A 14,633-nucleotide genomic window follows, 5' to 3' on the forward strand; every position below is an offset into this window, starting at 1 on the left:
CATGGTCGCGCTGGCGACGACGCCACCAACACCGAGCCCGACAATGCCATTACCAGCGACGACTCACAGGTCACGCCATGCGGCTGTAGTACTAGTGGTCAGGACGCTGGACTCTCAATCCGGAAACACGGGTTCGATCCCCGTACGCGCTACGTGGCCCGGTCTCAGTGGGGTGGACCGGGCCCGCCCGCACCGGGGTCCGTGTCAGACGGACCCAAAGAATCTTCGAAAACTTCGCCCGAATGGTCTAGGCGCCAGTTACGCTCTGCGAATGGCCGCGGTCCCCGCCTTCGCACGCTACGAGGTCGACGTACGTCGGCCGAACGCCGCGCGGATCCATGACTTCTATCTGGGCGGCGCCCACAACTACGCCCCCGACCGGGCCTTCGCCAAACAGGCGGTCCGGATCGACCCGGAGCTGCCGCTCGTGACCCGAGCGCATCGGGCGTTCCTCAAGCACGCCGTGCGCCACTGCTGGGCGGCCGGCGTCCGGCAGTTCCTCGACCTCGGCGCTGGCATCCCGACGTGCGGTGCCACGCACCAGACGTTGCCCGACGCGCGTGTCGTGTACGTGGACTCGGACCCGGTGACCGTGGCGTTCGCCCGCGGTTTGCTGCGGGGCGAGCCGCGGACGTGCGCCGTCGAGGCAGACCTGCGCCGTCCAGAGCAGGTGCTGAGGCATCCGGGCGTGGTGTCGCATCTCGACCTGCGTGAGCCGTACGCGGTGCTGATGGTCGACGTCCTGAGGTACGTGGACGACGCCACCGGGCCGGGACGGGTGGTGCGCCGGTACCGGCACGCGTTGCCGGCCGGAGGGTTCCTGGTGGTGTCGCACCCGGCTCCGGTCGAGCAGCTCATGGAGGGGCTGTCGATCGAGGCACCGTGCGTGGTGCCGGGCGCGTACGCGGGCATCGGACGCAAGCCCGGCCGTATCTGGCAAGCCCGCGGCGCCTCCTAAGGGAACGTGCGGGAAGCGCTTGAGCGGGCGAAAGCGTTGCGGTGGGCGGGAAGACCGGCGGACGCGGCGTGGGAGCTGCGCAAGGCGCTGGCCGGCACCGGTGACCGCGGCGAGCTGCTGTACCTGTTGTGGGACTGCCAGTTCGTGATGGGCGACCGGGCCGCCGCGCACGAGACCCTGCTGGAGGCCAAGGGTTTGGCCACGGGCGCCATGGTCGGGCGCGTCGCGGTCGCCGAGGCCAGCTGGCTCATGTCGCAGGGCGAGTACCGGGAAGCGTTGGCACTCGCCGGTTCGGTGGTCACCGATGATGCCGAGGTCCGTGCGTACGCGTTGAGCGTGCGCGGTGTGTGCGAGGCGTTTCTCGGCGATGTCGAACGCGGCACCGCCACCTTGGAGGAGGCGCGCACGGCCGCGCACCGCAGCGGTTCGGTCCGCGAGCTGACCAGGGCCGTGGGCAACCTGACCTTCGTGCTCGGCAGCTCCGGTCAGCACGAACGCAGCGCGCGCATCGGCAAGGAAGCGTTGGCACGCCTGAAGATCCAGGGTCTCTCACCGACGTTCAGCGCGGTGATCCGCTACAACCTCGCGACCAGCCTGCTCGCGCTCGGCCGGTGGCAGGAGCTGGACGCGCTGGAGGTCCCGGACTCGATCCCCGGCAACAAGGCCGCGCGGATCATGCTGTGCAAGGCGGAGGCGATGGCCTTGCGCGGGCAGGACGCGGACGACCTGATCGAGCACGCCGAGAAGGTCGTCGACGGGCCGGACGCGTTGTTCGTGGCCCAGTGCGCGTACACCAGAGCCGTTGCGGCCAGGGCGAAAGGCCGGTTCCGGGTCGCGGTCGAACTGTGCCGCGAGACGGTCGCCGACCTCCCGGAGGCGCTGACCGGCGGTGAGGTGCTGCGGCTGTGCGCGGCGGGCCTCGGCGCCGCGCGCGACCTGCAGGCGGCGGCCGGCCGGATCACCCGGCTCGACGATCCCGTCGCGACGGAACACGAACTGCTGGCCAGGCTGCCGGTTCCGCACGGACCGGAGGACGAGACGTGGCGGCGGCACGCGTTCGCGGAGACCGGGCAGGACTCGTGGGCGGAGATCGCGGTGGCGTGGGACCGGCTGAGGATGCCGTACCAGGCGGCCTACGCGCGAACCCGTTGCGGTGAACCGGAAGCGCTGCGGCACGCCCACCGGACCGCGCAACGGCTCGGCGCGCTGCCGTTGGTCAAGATGATCGACCGGCAGGCGCGCAGGCAGCGCATCCCGTTGCTGCACAAGGACAAGCCCGAACTGGGCACGTTGACGCCGCGGGAGCGCGACGTGCTGGAGCTGCTGGCGTGGGGCCGCACCAACAAGGAGATCGCCGCGGAACTGGTGCTCAGCGTGCGGACCGTGGGGCTGCACGTGTCGCACGTCCTCGCGAAGCTCGGCGCCGGCAACCGGTCGGAGGCGGCCCGGATCGCGCGCGACCAAACCTAGGTATTGCGACCGATGCGCGGGCGGTGGAACCTGAGTTCTCCTTGACGGGCCACCACGATTCCGGGCGCCGAGCGGTGGGCGCGGCGCCCGGAGCCCACCACCTGCGAGGGGGAGTCAGATGAACCCGACAGATCCACCCACCGATCTCGAACAGTGGGCCGTGCTGCACGTCGACGAGTTCGAGTTCCGCCTGGCCAAGCCGTGGAACCTGGACGCGCTGGCCGCGTCCCTGCGCAACGCCGCCGCACTCGGCACGCAGGTCGAGGTCCGCGTGTACGTCGAGCAGAACGCCGAGACGACCGTCCTCGTGAACCCCGCGCGAGCGCGCGTGGTGTACATCGGCAAGCGCAACGTCGTCCAGGTGCGAAACGGCATGCCCGACGTGTCCGTGAACGGTTTGACGGAGGTGCGCGCGGGGTAGTCAGCCGGGCGACAAGTACGGAGCCTGGAGGGCGTCATGACCCACCGCGTCACTGTCAAGGTCGCCGGTCTGCAACCGGTGCAGGTGCTGGCCGGACTGGCCGGTATCGCGTTCATCGTGTTCGGCGTCGTGGGCTTCACCCGCACCGGGGTGGGCGACTGGTCCACCCATTCGTTCGTGCTCGGGTTCTCGGTCAACCCGCTGCACAACCTGGTGCACGTCGCCGTCGGCGTGCTCGGTCTGCTCATGGCCATGGGGTCGGGCCTCGCCCGGCTCTACGGGTGGCTGCTGTTCCTCGGCTACGGCGCGATCTTCGTGTGGGGCCTGATGATCACCGGCATCCTCGCCCAGAACCCGGCCGCGCAGTACGGCAACCCGTTGGCGCTCAACACCAACGACAACTGGCTGCACCTCGGCCTCGCGCTCTTCGGCCTGCTGCTCGCGGTGCTGCCCGCGCGCCGCAAGGTGATCGAGGAGGAAGAGGAGCCGGTGCTCCCCGAGCAGCGTTCCGCCGCCTTCCGCGACAAGCGCGACGACACGCCGCGCATCGAGGAGATGGACCCGACCGTGAGCCCGAGGGAACACGAGCCCATCACCAAGGAGCGGGCGGCGATCGACCCGAAGACCGACCGCGTGAGCACGAACAAGATCAAGCACTGAGCACCCTGTCCGGACGGACGCGCTGTTGGAGCCCACATGCGGCTCTAACAGCGCGTCTGTTTCGATGGCGCGATGCCGGAGCTGACTCATGAGGTCGTGATCACCTGGGGCACCGCCCTGGCCGCCTTCCTGGCCGTAGCGCTGCACGGGATCTGGCGCGTCACCCGCAACGTCATCACCATCGCCCACGAAGGCGGCCACGCCCTGGTCGCGGTCCTCACCGGCCGCCGCCTCAGCGGCATCAAGCTGCACTCCGACACCAGCGGCCTCACCGTCTCGCGCGGCAAGCCCCGCGGCCCCGGCATGGTCCTCACCGCACTGGCCGGCTACATCGCCCCGTCGCTGCTCGGCTTCGGCGCCGCCGTGCTCATCACCAACGAGCAGATCCAGCTGATGCTGTGGATCAGCATCGGCTTCCTCGCCGCCATGCTGGTCATGATCCGCAACGTGTTCGGCGTCCTGTCCGTCATCGTCACCGGCGGTCTGTTCTTCTACGTCTCCTTCTACGCGACGCCCGAGGTCAGGGACACCGCCGCGTACGTCTTCGCGTGGTTCCTGCTGCTCGGCGGCGTGCGGCCGGTGTGGGAGCTGCAGGTCAAGCGGTGGCGCCGGCAGGCCCCGCGCAGCGACGCCGACCAGCTCGCCTGGCTCACCGGCGTGCCCGCGCTCGGCTGGGTGACGCTCTTCGGGGTGGTGAGCCTCGCCGCGCTCGTGGGCGGTGGCGCATTACTGCTTGGCCGGTGGTGAGATACTGAAATCCTTCAGCAGGATTTTCCTTTGGCAGGATTTCGGGAAGGTGGGCTCAGTGCTGCGTGGAGATGTCGGGCTCGAACTGGGCCAGCGGGTCGCGCGGGCGTTGCGTGCCGCTCTGGACGTGGACATCACCGCCGAGGAAGCGCTGATCCGACCGTCCAACCGAGACGGTGCCGACTACCAGTGCAACGTGGCCATGAGCCTCGCCAAGAAGGTCGGCAAGAACCCGCGTGAGGTCGCCGCGCTGATCGTCGAGCACCTCGACGCGGCGGACGCGGTCGAGCCGCCGGAGATCGCGGGCCCCGGCTTCATCAACCTCAGGCTGCGCCGCGAGTGGCTGGAGCAGGAGACCGCGAACCTCCGCGGCGACGACCGGCTGGGCGTGCCGACGACGGACGAGCCGCGGCGGATCGCGATCGACTACAGCAGCCCGAACGTCGCCAAGGAGATGCACGTCGGCCACCTGCGGTCGACGATCATCGGTGACGCGCTGTGCCGGCTGCTCACGTTCGCGGGCCACGAGGTCATCCCGCACAATCACCTCGGCGACTGGGGCACGCCGTTCGGCATGCTCATCGAGCACCTCACCGACGAGGGCCACGGTGACATCCAAAACAGGGCCTCCCACGAGATCAGCGACCTCAACGCCTTCTACCAGGAGGCGCGGCAGAAGTTCGACAACGAGCCGGGCTTCGCCGACCGCGCCCGGCGGCGGGTCGTGCTGCTGCAGGGCGGCGACGAGGCCACGCTGAAGCTGTGGCACGAGCTGGTGGGGGAGTCGCAGCGGCACTTCAACCAGATCTACGAGCTGCTCGACATCGGCCTGTCCGCCGAGGACAACTACGGCGAGAGCTTCTACAACCCCTACCTCGCCGACACGATCACCGAGCTGCAGCAGAAGGGCCTGGTCGAGACCAGCGACGGCGCGCTCTGCGTGTTCCCGCCCGGTTTCACCAACCGCGAGGGCGACCGGCTGCCGTTGATCGTCCGCAAGAGCGACGGCGGCTACGGCTACGCCACCACGGACTTCGCCACGGTCCGCTACTGGGTGCGCGACCGCAAGGTCGACGAGCTCATCTACGTCGTCGGCAACCCGCAGGCGCAGCACTTCCAGATGATCTTCGCGACGTCGAAGCAGGCCGGCTGGCTCGACGACGCCCACACCGCCGTGCACACGGGGTTCGGCACGATCCTCGGCTCGGACGGCAAGACCATCCGGACCCGCGCGGGCGGCAGCATCAAGCTCATCGAGCTGCTGACCGAGGCGGTCGAGAACTCCTACAAGGTCATGCCCGAGACGTCCGAAGTGGAGGGTGCGGAGAAGGACGCGCTCGCCCGCACCATCGGCCTCGGCGCGGTCAAGTACGCGGACCTCTCCAACGACCGCGAGAAGGACTACGTCTTCACCTGGGAGAAGATGCTCGCCACCACCGGCGACACGTCCGTGTACATCCAGTACGCGAACGCCCGCATCCTCTCCATCGGCCGCAAGGTGGGCCGGACGGCCCCCGAGGACGCGCCACTGGTCCTGCGGGAGCCGGCCGAGCGCGACCTGGCGCTGAAGCTGCTGCAGCTGCCCACGGCGATCCAGGCCGCCGTCGACGAACTCGCCCCGCACAAGCTCACGAACTACCTGTTCGAGACGGCGACGGCGTTCTCGACGTTCTACAACCACTGCCCGGTGGCGACCGCGGAGAGCCAGGAGCTGCAGGACTCGCGCCTGCACCTGCTCACGCTGACGTCCCGCGTGCTCACGCTCGGTTTGTCTCTGTTGGGCATCGGGGCACCCGAACGCTTGTAAGAGGTTTATCCCAGGTCAGACCACGGGTACGCAGTGATCGCAACTCTTCCGCCCAGCCATAGGGAGTCGCGATGACCTGCACGACCCGTCTGCCCAAGCCGGTCACCGACGTGTGGGACTGGCAGATGGAAGGTCTGTGCCGAGGACAGAACAGCGCTGTCTTCTTCCACCCGGACAACGAACGCGGCTACGCCAGGGCCGCGCGGGAGGAGAAGGCGAAGGCGATCTGCGCGCACTGCCCCGTGCTGGCGCAATGCCGCGAGCACGCCCTGGACGCGCAGGAGCCGTACGGGGTGTGGGGTGGCATGGGCGAGGACGAACGGCGCCAGATCATCGCCGCGGCCCGGCGCCGCGTTCGTGTCGCGAGCTAGTCGAGCTGATGCGGTGACCGCCGGCATTCGGGCGAAGGCCGGCGGTCACGCAGTCACTCCTCCAGCACGTCTCGCAGCTGCCGCAGCGTCTTCGCGAGCAACCGCGAGACGTGCATCTGCGAGATCCCGACCTTCTGCGCGATCTGCGTCTGCGTCATGTTGCCGAAGAACCGCATGATCACGATCTTGCGCTCGCGCTCGGGAAGCTTCTGCAGCAACGGGTGCAAGGCCTCCCGCTGCTCGATCATCGCGATCTCGGGGTCCTCCTCGCCGATGGTCGAGCCCAGCGAGATCGACGAGTCCTCCGACATCAGCATGTCGTCCAGGGACGCGCTCTGGTAGGCGTTGCCGGCCGCGAGTCCTTCGTGGATCTCCTCGCGCGACAGGCCGAGGTGCTCGGCGAGCTCCGACGGGGTCGGCGCGCGGCCGAGCGACTGGGACAGCCGCGAGGTGCCCGCGTTGATCGCGAGGTGCAGCTCCTTGAGCCGCCGCGGCATGCGCACCGACCAGCTGGAGTCGCGGAAGTACTTCCGGACCTCGCCCATGATCGTCGGCACGGCGAAGGACAGGAAGTCGCTGCCGCGGTCCGGGTCGAACCGGTCGACGGCGTTGATCAGGCCGACCGTCGCGACCTGCACCAGGTCCTCGTGCGGCTCCCCGCGGTGGCCGAATCTGCGCGCGATGTGCTGGGCGACCGGGAGGTGCTCGGTGACGAGCCGGTCCCGCAACGCGTCGCGCGCCGCGCCCTGCGGGGTCACCGCGAGCTCGGCGAACAGCGGCGCCAGGTGGTCGTAGTCACCGCCCGACCTGGTCGTCGTGGTGGTCTCCTCCGACCCGGTCACGCATCCACCGCCCCTGCCGAGGACTTCACGAGGTCGATGTGGACCACGAACCCTTCGGTCTCCTCGACTCTGGTGTCCACGGAGTCGACGAGCGCGGTCAGCACACGCCAGCCGAAGCTGTTCTCGTCCGGCCCGGCGGCCGACTTCGCCACGATCTGGGCGGACACCCTCACCGCCCCGGCCGCGTCCACCGCGAAATGACAGCTGAGCACGGCGTCCTGAGCCGCCAGCGTGATCAGCGTCGAGCACGTCTCGTCGACGGCGAGCTTCAGGTCCTCGATCGAGTCGAGGTCGAAGTCCTGCCGCATCGCGATGTCCGCCGCGACGGCGCGGGCGATCGACAGCTGCGTGGGATCCGCGGCCATCCGAAGTTCGACCCCTGACAATTGCGTCACACCCACCTCGTAGTCCGTTCTGCTGAAGGCCGGCATGTCGTTGCCGTACCCGAATCGATCCTGTTTCACACGTGTATTGGCCAGCAGGCCTGGGAAATCACCTTCTGGAGGCATGACCCACGGGAGGAGCGTTGTGCTGGTGCACGAAGACTTCCTGGCCCTCCGCTTCCCCGCAGACCCACGCGAGGTGGCGCCGGTTCGCCACCAGCTGCGCGAGTGGCTGCAGGACAGCGGTTTCGGTGAGGACGAGGCGAGTGATCTCGTCCTCGCGGTCAGCGAGGCGGTGAACAACTCCGTCGAACACGCGTACCCCGCCCCCGCCCGCGGCACCGTCGAGGTGCGCGCGAGGGTGGCGCGGGACGGCACGGTCGACGTCGACGTCACCGACCACGGCCAATGGCGCATTCCGCCACCCGCCCTCACCATGCGCGGCAGAGGACTTCTGCTCATGCGGGAGAGCGTGGACGAGGTCGTGATCGACCGCTCGGCGAGCGGCACGACCGTGCGACTGCGCCGGGCCCGGTCGCCGGTGACACTCGGGTCGCAGACGGCGGGCGACTGCGAGGTTCGGGTGCACGAGACCTCCTCCGGCGTCGTCGCGGTCGTCCGGGGCGACGTGCCGGCACAGGCCGGCCCGTCGCTGCGCCGCACGCTCATCACGGCGGCGCGCGGCGGCACCGTGCCGCTGACCGTCGACCTCACCGATCTGGGCAGCGACACGGCCGGCGTCCAGCAGGCGCTCCACGCGGTCGCGGAGGCCCTGGAGGCGGCCGGAAACCGCCTCACGGTCCGGACGCGTTAGGCACCGACAGCAGCGTCCACGGACTCGTGCACGCTGAACACCTCACCCAGTCCCGTGGCCTCCAGAGGCCGCGTCACGGCTCGTGCGGTGGCGACGACCTTGAGGGCCGCCGAATGTTGCGGCGCCAGCCGCGCGGCCTCCACCAGCACCGCCAGTCCGGCGGAACCGAGGAAGGTCACGCCGGTCATGTCCACGACGTAGGTGCCGCCGTCGGCCAGGCCGTTGACAAGGGCGTCGCGCAACGCGGGCGCGGACACCATGTCGACCTCGCCGGACACGGCGAGCACCGTGACACCGGCGGCAGGCTGAGTCGCCGTCAGTGCGATGGTCTGCTCCGCTCGCGGGTCCTGCACAGTCACCGATGTTCTCCCTCTCGCACCCAGGGAGCCGCCACTGCAGCGGCCCCGATGCGGCTGCTGGCTCAACCGCTGCGGCTTCACCGTACGGGAGCGGCCGCGTTACAGGACAGGTCGGCCAGTCGGTACCCGCTCCTCTCGCGGCTCAAACGTGCAGCGCCTCCCAAAGTCTTCGCGCGACGTCGAAGGCGGCGCGCGGCGGCTCGACGACCTCCTCCGCGCTGTCCTCCAGCGTTCCCCCGACGACGAGCACGAGCGCCGTGGCCACGTCCCGCAGCTTCACGTTGGCGTGCTGGCTGGACCGGACCAGGAGCTCGAACGCCTCGCCGGGCGCGCACTTGCGCGCTCCCATCACCAGGCCCTTGGCCTGTTCGATGTACCGGCGGTGCTGCACCATCCGCACCATCTGGTCGGCGCGCAGCACCTCGCCCGCGCAGAACTCGACCACCGCGGCGGCGGTCGCCACGAGCGGCTCGATCTCCTCGATGGCCTTGAGGTCCTCGACCCGCGGCGGGTGCGAGAGGTAGACGGTCAGCACCACCGGGCCGCCGTCGCCCCAGCTGCCCGGCACCGCGACGACGTCCACGCCGGCGACCTGACCGGAGACCTGCCGTTCGTCGCGGGAGGCTTCGACGAGCGGTCCGGCACCGGCGGCCAGCTGCTCCGCGTCCAGCTCGACCGCGGCACCGACGGCGCGCAGCAGCTTGCCGTCCGGCCACACGCTCAGGCCCACGCCCTCGCAGCCGGGCAGCTGCGAGCAGAGGTGGTCCATCAGCCGGGAGATGAGCTCCGTTCCGAATTTCACCTGGTCCACGCCCTGAGATTAGGCCAGGCCGATATGTCGCAAACGTTGTGCGGTCATCGGCGTACGACGAACGGTTGCATCGGCAAGGACCCGTTCATCCCCTCCGCTTCGGGTCCGAACAGCTCGGCGCGCGGTTTGATCCAGTTAACGCTTAGGACCCAAACAGGACACGTGTTCTGAACCACAGTCGTTCAGAATTCGTTCCCAGGGATAACGCCGGAGCCCCGGTGCGCGACATCCCTGATGTCACGGAGGGACTGAGATGAGAACCGCCATGGAGACCCAGCCGCAGGCCGCAGAGCTGCCCACGACGCCGTGCAGTGTCGTGTGGAGCAGGGGCCACGCGTACGTGCTCGAGGGTTTCCGCGCTCGCTGGGTGGGCCGTGACGACCGTGGCCGCCCGCACGCCATCACCGGCGAGGAGATGCAGCGCCGCGGGTGGACGCTCCACCGGACATCCTGATCTTTAACCTGTGTGAAACGAACGCCCCACGCCCACCCGCGACCAGCCGCACCGCGTGCCGTGACGCCATCCGGCAGCCGCCGCGCAGTCACTCGTTTAGAGTGCGGGTGTGCGTGACCCGGCTGATCGCCTGCTGACGATTCCGAACCTGCTCAGCGTGTTGCGGCTGGCCGGTGTTCCGCTCTTCCTGTACCTGTTGCTCGGACCCCGCGCGGACGGCTGGGCGCTGCTCGTGCTCGTCTTCGCGGGGCTGTCCGACTGGCTGGACGGCAAGCTCGCGCGCTGGCTCAACCAGATGAGCAACCTGGGCGCGCTGCTCGATCCCGCCGCCGACCGCCTCTACGTGTTCTGCACGTTGCTGGCGTTCGTGATCAGGGACATCATTCCGCTGTGGATCGCTCTCGTGCTCGTGGGCCGGGAGGTCGTCGTCGGCATCTGCCTGCTGATCCTGCGAGGACGGGGCTGGGGTCCGTTCGAGGTCACCTACCTGGGCAAGGCCGCGACCTTCAACCTGCTGTACGCGTTCCCCCTGCTGCTGCTCGCGCAGGGCGACTCGACGTGGTCGCAGATCGCCCAGCCGTTCGCGTACGCGTTCACGGCCTGGGGCGGAGCGCTCTACCTGTGGTCGGCGTTGCTGTACGTCTACCAGTTCTTCCAGGCCCTGCGGGTCACTCCCGGCAAGGCCGCGTGAAAAGATCACCCCATACAGGTTCAGCACGAGGAGCGCAGTCAGTTGATTCCCGAGGAGCTTCGCTACACCGAGGAGCACGAGTGGGTCGCCAGCACGGGCGAGAACACCGTGCGCGTCGGCATCACCGACTACGCCCAGGAACAGCTCGGTGACGTCGTCTTCGTCCAGCTGCCCGAGGTCGGCCACACCGTCACGGCGGGCGACACGTTCGGCGAGGTCGAGTCCACCAAGAGCGTCTCCGACCTCTACTCGCCGCTCGACGGTGAGGTCGTCGCGATCAACGACGCGTTGGTGCAGGCGCCCGACTCGGTCAACAGCGACCCGTACGGCGAGGGCTGGATGGTCGAGATCCGGTTGAGCGACCCGGACGCGCTGGAAGGCCTGCTGGACGCGGACGGGTACAAGGCGTTGGTGGAGAAGGAGTGACGTCGATCTTTCGCCGGATCTTCGGCCGGAAGGGGAGCCGCTCCTCGGGTGGCGACTCGAACGCGATAGGTTTTACCGGAAGTGACGGATCCAGCAGCAGGAGGAGAGCTCAGGTGAGCACGAACGACGGCCCAGGCGTTCCGCCGGAGCAGTCCCCGGAGCGGACCTCCGTCTTCCGGGCGGACTTCCTCGCCGAGGTCGAAGGCGCAGAGGCCCCCGCACAGGAGCCGGCCGTTGCCGGCGTTGACGCCCTTCCCGCCGGTTCCGCGCTGCTCGTGGTGAAGCGCGGCCCGAACGCCGGTTCCCGGTTCCTGCTGGACCGCGACACGACGAGCGCAGGGCGCCACCCCGACAGCGACATCTTCCTGGACGACGTGACGGTCTCGCGCCGCCACGCCGAGTTCCGCCGGGAGAGCGGCGAGTTCGTCGTCATCGACGTCGGCAGCCTCAACGGCACCTACGTCAACCGCGAGCCGGTCGACCAGGCCGTCCTCGCGAACGGCGACGAGGTCCAGATCGGCAAGTTCCGCCTCGTCTTCCTGACGGGTCCTGGCTCCTCCGGAGCCTGACGCGTGACGGCCGGGCGGCCACAACGTGGGGGACTGAGCATCGGGGCGGTGCTGTCACAGCTCCGCCCCGAGTTCCCAGAGGTCACCATCTCCAAGATCCGCTTCCTGGAAGCGGAGGGGCTGGTCCGCCCGGCACGCACCGCCTCCGGCTACCGCCAGTTCACCTCGGCGGACGTCGAGAGGTTGCGGTTCGTGCTGTCCGCACAACGCGACAGGTACCTGCCGCTCAAGGTGATCCGCGACCAGCTCGACGCCGCACCGGTGGACTCCGCGTCGGTGTCGCGGGCCGATCTGCTGGCCCAGACCGGAATCAGCGCGGACCAGCTGTCCCAGCTGGAACGTGACGGTCTGCTGCGCCCCGGCCTGGGTGGCCGCTTCACCACCGACGACATCACCGCGCTCCGCACGATCCGGACGATGACCGGACTCGGCGTCGAGCGCGAACACCTGCGCGCAGTTCGCGCTGCGGCGGACCACGAGGTGGTTCTGCTGAAGTCCTTCTCAGATCCCGAGACGGTCCGGGAATTGGCTGACCTGTTCACCTCGTTGCACACGTTGTTGGTAAGAGCGGGTTTGCGTCAGTCCGGGTGAGTTCGGTTGATCACGATCCGCCCGCAACGATTGAGCACACGGCCCGCTTGGCGGGTAGCGTCGAACGTGTACGCCGGGGGATGCTCGGGTGTGGATCCGGGTACTCCCCGAACGAGATAGAGGGAGGCGAGGCCCGATGAGCGAGATGCGTGTCGTCGGCGTGCGGGTGGAGCTGCCCCAGAACCAGCCGATCCTCCTGCTGCGCGAAACCGAGGGTGAGCGCTACCTGCCGATCTGGATCGGCTCCGTCGAGGCCACGGCCATCGCACTGGAGCAGCAGGGCGTCCGCCCGGCTCGGCCTCTCACGCACGACCTGTTGAAGGACGTCATCGGGGCGCTGGGGCGCAACCTCGAACAGGTGCGGATCACCGACCTGCAGGAGGGCACCTTCTTCGCCGAGCTCGTGTTCGACGGCGACGTGCGGGTCTCCGCGCGGCCTTCGGACTCGGTGGCGCTGGCGTTGCGGGTGGGGGTGCCGATCCACGCCGAGGAGTCGGTGCTGGCCGAGGCCGGCCTGATCATCCCCGACGAGCAGGAGGACGAGGTGGAGAAGTTCCGCGAGTTCCTCGACTCGGTGTCTCCCGAGGACTTCAGGGGCGCCGACACCTGAGTTTTCAGGGTGTCGCTGTCCGTCTCGTTTGGAACCGACGTACCACCGTTGCGTGTCGCTCTTTTGGGCTACTTTCCGCTCGATTTACCCGCTAAACGATCACTAAACGTCACCTGAACGTCCTACTTCGGGTGACGGTATGACTCTCTACCTGAGGTTGAGGGTCGACACTCCCCGCGCGTCGCGTTGACCTGCCCTCTGACCGGTCTTACCGTCGAACTCGAGTGGACGTCGCTGGTTCGCGTGAGCTGACGTAGCGGCTTGACGGCCATGAGTTTCGTGGTCGTTCCGAGGGGAGGCAGGCGTGGTCGAGGAAGCGCCCGTGCGGGCCGAATCCGGGCAGCAGGGTGAGCTGTTCCCGGACTCCTCGCTGCCGGACGAACTCGTCGGCTACCGGGGTCCCGCGGCGTGCCAGATCGCGGGCATCACCTACCGGCAGCTCGACTACTGGGCGAGGACCGGGCTCGTCGCGCCGACGGTGCGGATGGCTCACGGGTCCGGGAGCCAGCGGTTGTACTCCTTCAAGGACATCCTGGTCCTCAAGGTCGTGAAACGACTGCTGGACACCGGTGTCTCGTTGCAGAACATCAGGGTCGCGGTCGACCACCTGCGCCGCCGCGGCGTGCAGGACCTGGCGAAGATCACGCTCTTCTCCGACGGCACGACCGTCTACGAGTGCACCTCGCCGGAGGAGGTCGTCGACCTGTTGCAGGGCGGTCAGGGCGTGTTCGGCATCGCGGTGTCCGGTGCGATGCGCGAGATCAGCGGCACGATCCACGAGTTCCCGGCCGAACGCGCGGACGGCGTGGAAATCGCTCCCATGACGGAGGACGAACTGGCCCGCCGCCGCCGCGAGCGCGCCACAGGCTGACCCTCCCCCGCCTCCCGCCCCGCACGCGGGGACCCCACGTACTCCAGGAGAGTACGAAAGCTCCCCGCGTACCCATGTGCGTGCTCGCGCGCGACAGGCGGAGGCCCTGTCGTTCGGTTCGCACGCGGGGACCTCGCGTACTCCAGGAGAGTACGAAAGCTCCCCGCGTGCACATATGCGTGCTCGCGCGCGACAGACTGAGGCCTTGCTGTTCGGTTCGCACGTGGGGACCTCGCGTACTGCAGTGGAGTACGAAAGCTCCCCGCGTGCACATGTGCGTGGTCGCGCGCGACAGGCTGGGGCCCTGTCGTTCGGTTCGTACGTAGGGACCTTGCGTACTGCAGGAGAGTACGAAAGCTCCCCGCGTGTGCGTGTGTGTGGTCGCGCGCGACGGGCTGGGGCCCTGTCGTTCGGTTCGCACGTGGGGACCTCGCGTACTGCAGTGGAGTACGAAAGCTCCCCGCGTGTGCGTGTGTGTGGTCGCGCGCGACGGGCTGGGGCCTTGGTGTTCGGTTCGTACGTGGGGACCTTGCGTACTGCAGGAGAGTACGAAAGCTCCCCGCGTGCCGTTTCCGGGACTTCGGGGTGGCCTCGCCTGAGACGTAGGTCGCGCCGCAGGGACTAGCGGGGCTGCCTGCGGGTATTCTTCGCGGGTAGTCGCTGAACTCAGGCGGGAGAGACCGGGCCCCGAGTCCGGCGCCGAAGGAGCAATTCCCTCCCCGGGAACCTCTCAGGCACCCAGGACCGCGTGAGCGAGACGCCTCTGGAAAGTGGACCG

At 68.8% G+C, this 14,633-nt stretch carries 19 protein-coding genes, 1 tRNA gene and 1 riboswitch; of the genes, 16 read left to right on the forward strand and 4 right to left on the reverse strand.

Annotation, left to right across the window (positions count from 1 at the left end):
• Positions 1-87 precede the first annotated feature (87 nt).
• The 8 genes from ACWEIJ_RS29765 to ACWEIJ_RS29800 all read left to right on the forward strand — a co-directional run bounded on the left by ACWEIJ_RS29765 (position 88) and on the right by ACWEIJ_RS29800 (position 6,434).
• Positions 88-149 (forward strand) — tRNA-Glu (locus ACWEIJ_RS29765).
• Positions 150-271: 122 nt separating this feature from the next.
• The gene (locus ACWEIJ_RS29770) at positions 272-958 is read left to right on the forward strand and encodes an SAM-dependent methyltransferase (RefSeq protein ID WP_449840556.1); all 687 of its coding nucleotides are present in this window, start codon (positions 272-274) and stop codon (positions 956-958) included.
• Positions 959-964: 6 nt separating this feature from the next.
• Positions 965-2,428 (forward strand): LuxR C-terminal-related transcriptional regulator, encoded by a 1,464-nt coding sequence (locus ACWEIJ_RS29775; RefSeq protein ID WP_449840557.1) that lies wholly within the window; start codon positions 965-967, stop codon positions 2,426-2,428.
• A 118-nt stretch (positions 2,429-2,546) separates the two neighbouring features.
• On the forward strand, positions 2,547-2,849 hold the full coding sequence (locus ACWEIJ_RS29780; RefSeq protein WP_449840558.1) for a hypothetical protein: 303 nt from the start codon (positions 2,547-2,549) through the stop codon (positions 2,847-2,849).
• Between the two features lie 36 nt (positions 2,850-2,885).
• Entirely contained in the window at positions 2,886-3,509 is a 624-nt protein-coding gene (locus ACWEIJ_RS29785) for a DUF4383 domain-containing protein (RefSeq protein WP_449840559.1), read from the forward strand.
• Positions 3,510-3,581: 72 nt separating this feature from the next.
• Positions 3,582-4,256 carry a M50 family metallopeptidase gene (locus ACWEIJ_RS29790; RefSeq protein ID WP_449840560.1) on the forward strand — a complete coding sequence of 225 codons (675 nt, stop codon included), beginning with the start codon at positions 3,582-3,584 and terminating at the stop codon, positions 4,254-4,256.
• A 58-nt stretch (positions 4,257-4,314) separates the two neighbouring features.
• The gene (gene argS / locus ACWEIJ_RS29795) at positions 4,315-6,063 is read left to right on the forward strand and encodes an arginine--tRNA ligase (protein ID WP_449840561.1); all 1,749 of its coding nucleotides are present in this window, start codon (positions 4,315-4,317) and stop codon (positions 6,061-6,063) included.
• Positions 6,064-6,134: 71 nt separating this feature from the next.
• Complete coding sequence (locus ACWEIJ_RS29800; protein WP_363761749.1) at positions 6,135-6,434, forward strand: WhiB family transcriptional regulator; 300 nt, start codon at positions 6,135-6,137, stop codon at positions 6,432-6,434.
• A gap of 53 nt (positions 6,435-6,487) precedes the next feature.
• On the opposite strand, the gene ACWEIJ_RS29805 is transcribed toward ACWEIJ_RS29800, so the two are convergent.
• On the reverse strand, positions 6,488-7,276 hold the full coding sequence (locus tag ACWEIJ_RS29805) for a SigB/SigF/SigG family RNA polymerase sigma factor (RefSeq protein ID WP_449840562.1): 789 nt from the start codon (positions 7,274-7,276) through the stop codon (positions 6,488-6,490).
• Positions 7,273-7,740 carry an ATP-binding protein gene (locus ACWEIJ_RS29810; protein ID WP_449840563.1) on the reverse strand — a complete coding sequence of 156 codons (468 nt, stop codon included), beginning with the start codon at positions 7,738-7,740 and terminating at the stop codon, positions 7,273-7,275. Before ACWEIJ_RS29810 ends, ACWEIJ_RS29805 begins: the two co-directional genes overlap by 4 nt.
• Before the next feature lie 64 nt (positions 7,741-7,804).
• On the opposite strand from ACWEIJ_RS29810, the gene ACWEIJ_RS29815 reads away from it, so the two are divergent.
• Positions 7,805-8,473, forward strand: coding sequence for an ATP-binding protein (locus ACWEIJ_RS29815; protein ID WP_449840564.1), 669 nt, complete (start codon positions 7,805-7,807; stop codon positions 8,471-8,473).
• On the opposite strand, the gene ACWEIJ_RS29820 is transcribed toward ACWEIJ_RS29815, so the two are convergent.
• The gene (locus tag ACWEIJ_RS29820; RefSeq protein ID WP_355453220.1) at positions 8,470-8,832 is read right to left on the reverse strand and encodes an STAS domain-containing protein; all 363 of its coding nucleotides are present in this window, start codon (positions 8,830-8,832) and stop codon (positions 8,470-8,472) included. The two genes, ACWEIJ_RS29815 and ACWEIJ_RS29820, sit on opposite strands and share 4 nt — an antisense overlap.
• Positions 8,833-8,974: 142 nt before the next feature.
• Positions 8,975-9,643, reverse strand: a complete 669-nt coding sequence (locus ACWEIJ_RS29825; protein WP_449840565.1) for an ANTAR domain-containing protein — start codon at positions 9,641-9,643, stop codon at positions 8,975-8,977.
• Between the two features lie 253 nt (positions 9,644-9,896).
• Between ACWEIJ_RS29825 and ACWEIJ_RS29830 the strand changes: the two genes are divergently transcribed.
• The 7 genes from ACWEIJ_RS29830 (at position 9,897) to ACWEIJ_RS29860 (ending at position 13,855) form a co-directional block, all read left to right on the forward strand.
• Positions 9,897-10,097 (forward strand): hypothetical protein, encoded by a 201-nt coding sequence (locus ACWEIJ_RS29830; RefSeq protein WP_449840566.1) that lies wholly within the window; start codon positions 9,897-9,899, stop codon positions 10,095-10,097.
• A gap of 109 nt (positions 10,098-10,206) precedes the next feature.
• Positions 10,207-10,788 (forward strand): CDP-alcohol phosphatidyltransferase family protein, encoded by a 582-nt coding sequence (locus ACWEIJ_RS29835; protein ID WP_449840567.1) that lies wholly within the window; start codon positions 10,207-10,209, stop codon positions 10,786-10,788.
• 42 nt (positions 10,789-10,830) lie between these two features.
• A complete protein-coding gene (gene gcvH, locus ACWEIJ_RS29840; RefSeq protein WP_449840568.1) occupies positions 10,831-11,214 on the forward strand; it encodes a glycine cleavage system protein GcvH in 384 nt (127 codons plus the stop codon).
• Between the two features lie 113 nt (positions 11,215-11,327).
• On the forward strand, positions 11,328-11,783 hold the full coding sequence (gene garA / locus ACWEIJ_RS29845; RefSeq protein WP_109637261.1) for a glycogen accumulation regulator GarA: 456 nt from the start codon (positions 11,328-11,330) through the stop codon (positions 11,781-11,783).
• Between the two features lie 33 nt (positions 11,784-11,816).
• Positions 11,817-12,374: a MerR family transcriptional regulator gene (locus tag ACWEIJ_RS29850; RefSeq protein ID WP_449840770.1), complete on the forward strand. Its 558-nt coding sequence runs from the start codon at positions 11,817-11,819 to the stop codon at positions 12,372-12,374.
• A 136-nt stretch (positions 12,375-12,510) separates the two neighbouring features.
• Positions 12,511-12,984 (forward strand): bifunctional nuclease family protein, encoded by a 474-nt coding sequence (locus tag ACWEIJ_RS29855; RefSeq protein ID WP_030468959.1) that lies wholly within the window; start codon positions 12,511-12,513, stop codon positions 12,982-12,984.
• 304 nt (positions 12,985-13,288) lie between these two features.
• Positions 13,289-13,855 carry a MerR family transcriptional regulator gene (locus ACWEIJ_RS29860; RefSeq protein ID WP_109637263.1) on the forward strand — a complete coding sequence of 189 codons (567 nt, stop codon included), beginning with the start codon at positions 13,289-13,291 and terminating at the stop codon, positions 13,853-13,855.
• Between the two features lie 661 nt (positions 13,856-14,516).
• A riboswitch (glycine riboswitch) is annotated at positions 14,517-14,612 on the forward strand.
• Positions 14,613-14,633: the final 21 nt, after the last annotated feature.

The sequence above is a fragment of the Lentzea sp. NPDC004789 genome (assembly GCF_053601075.1).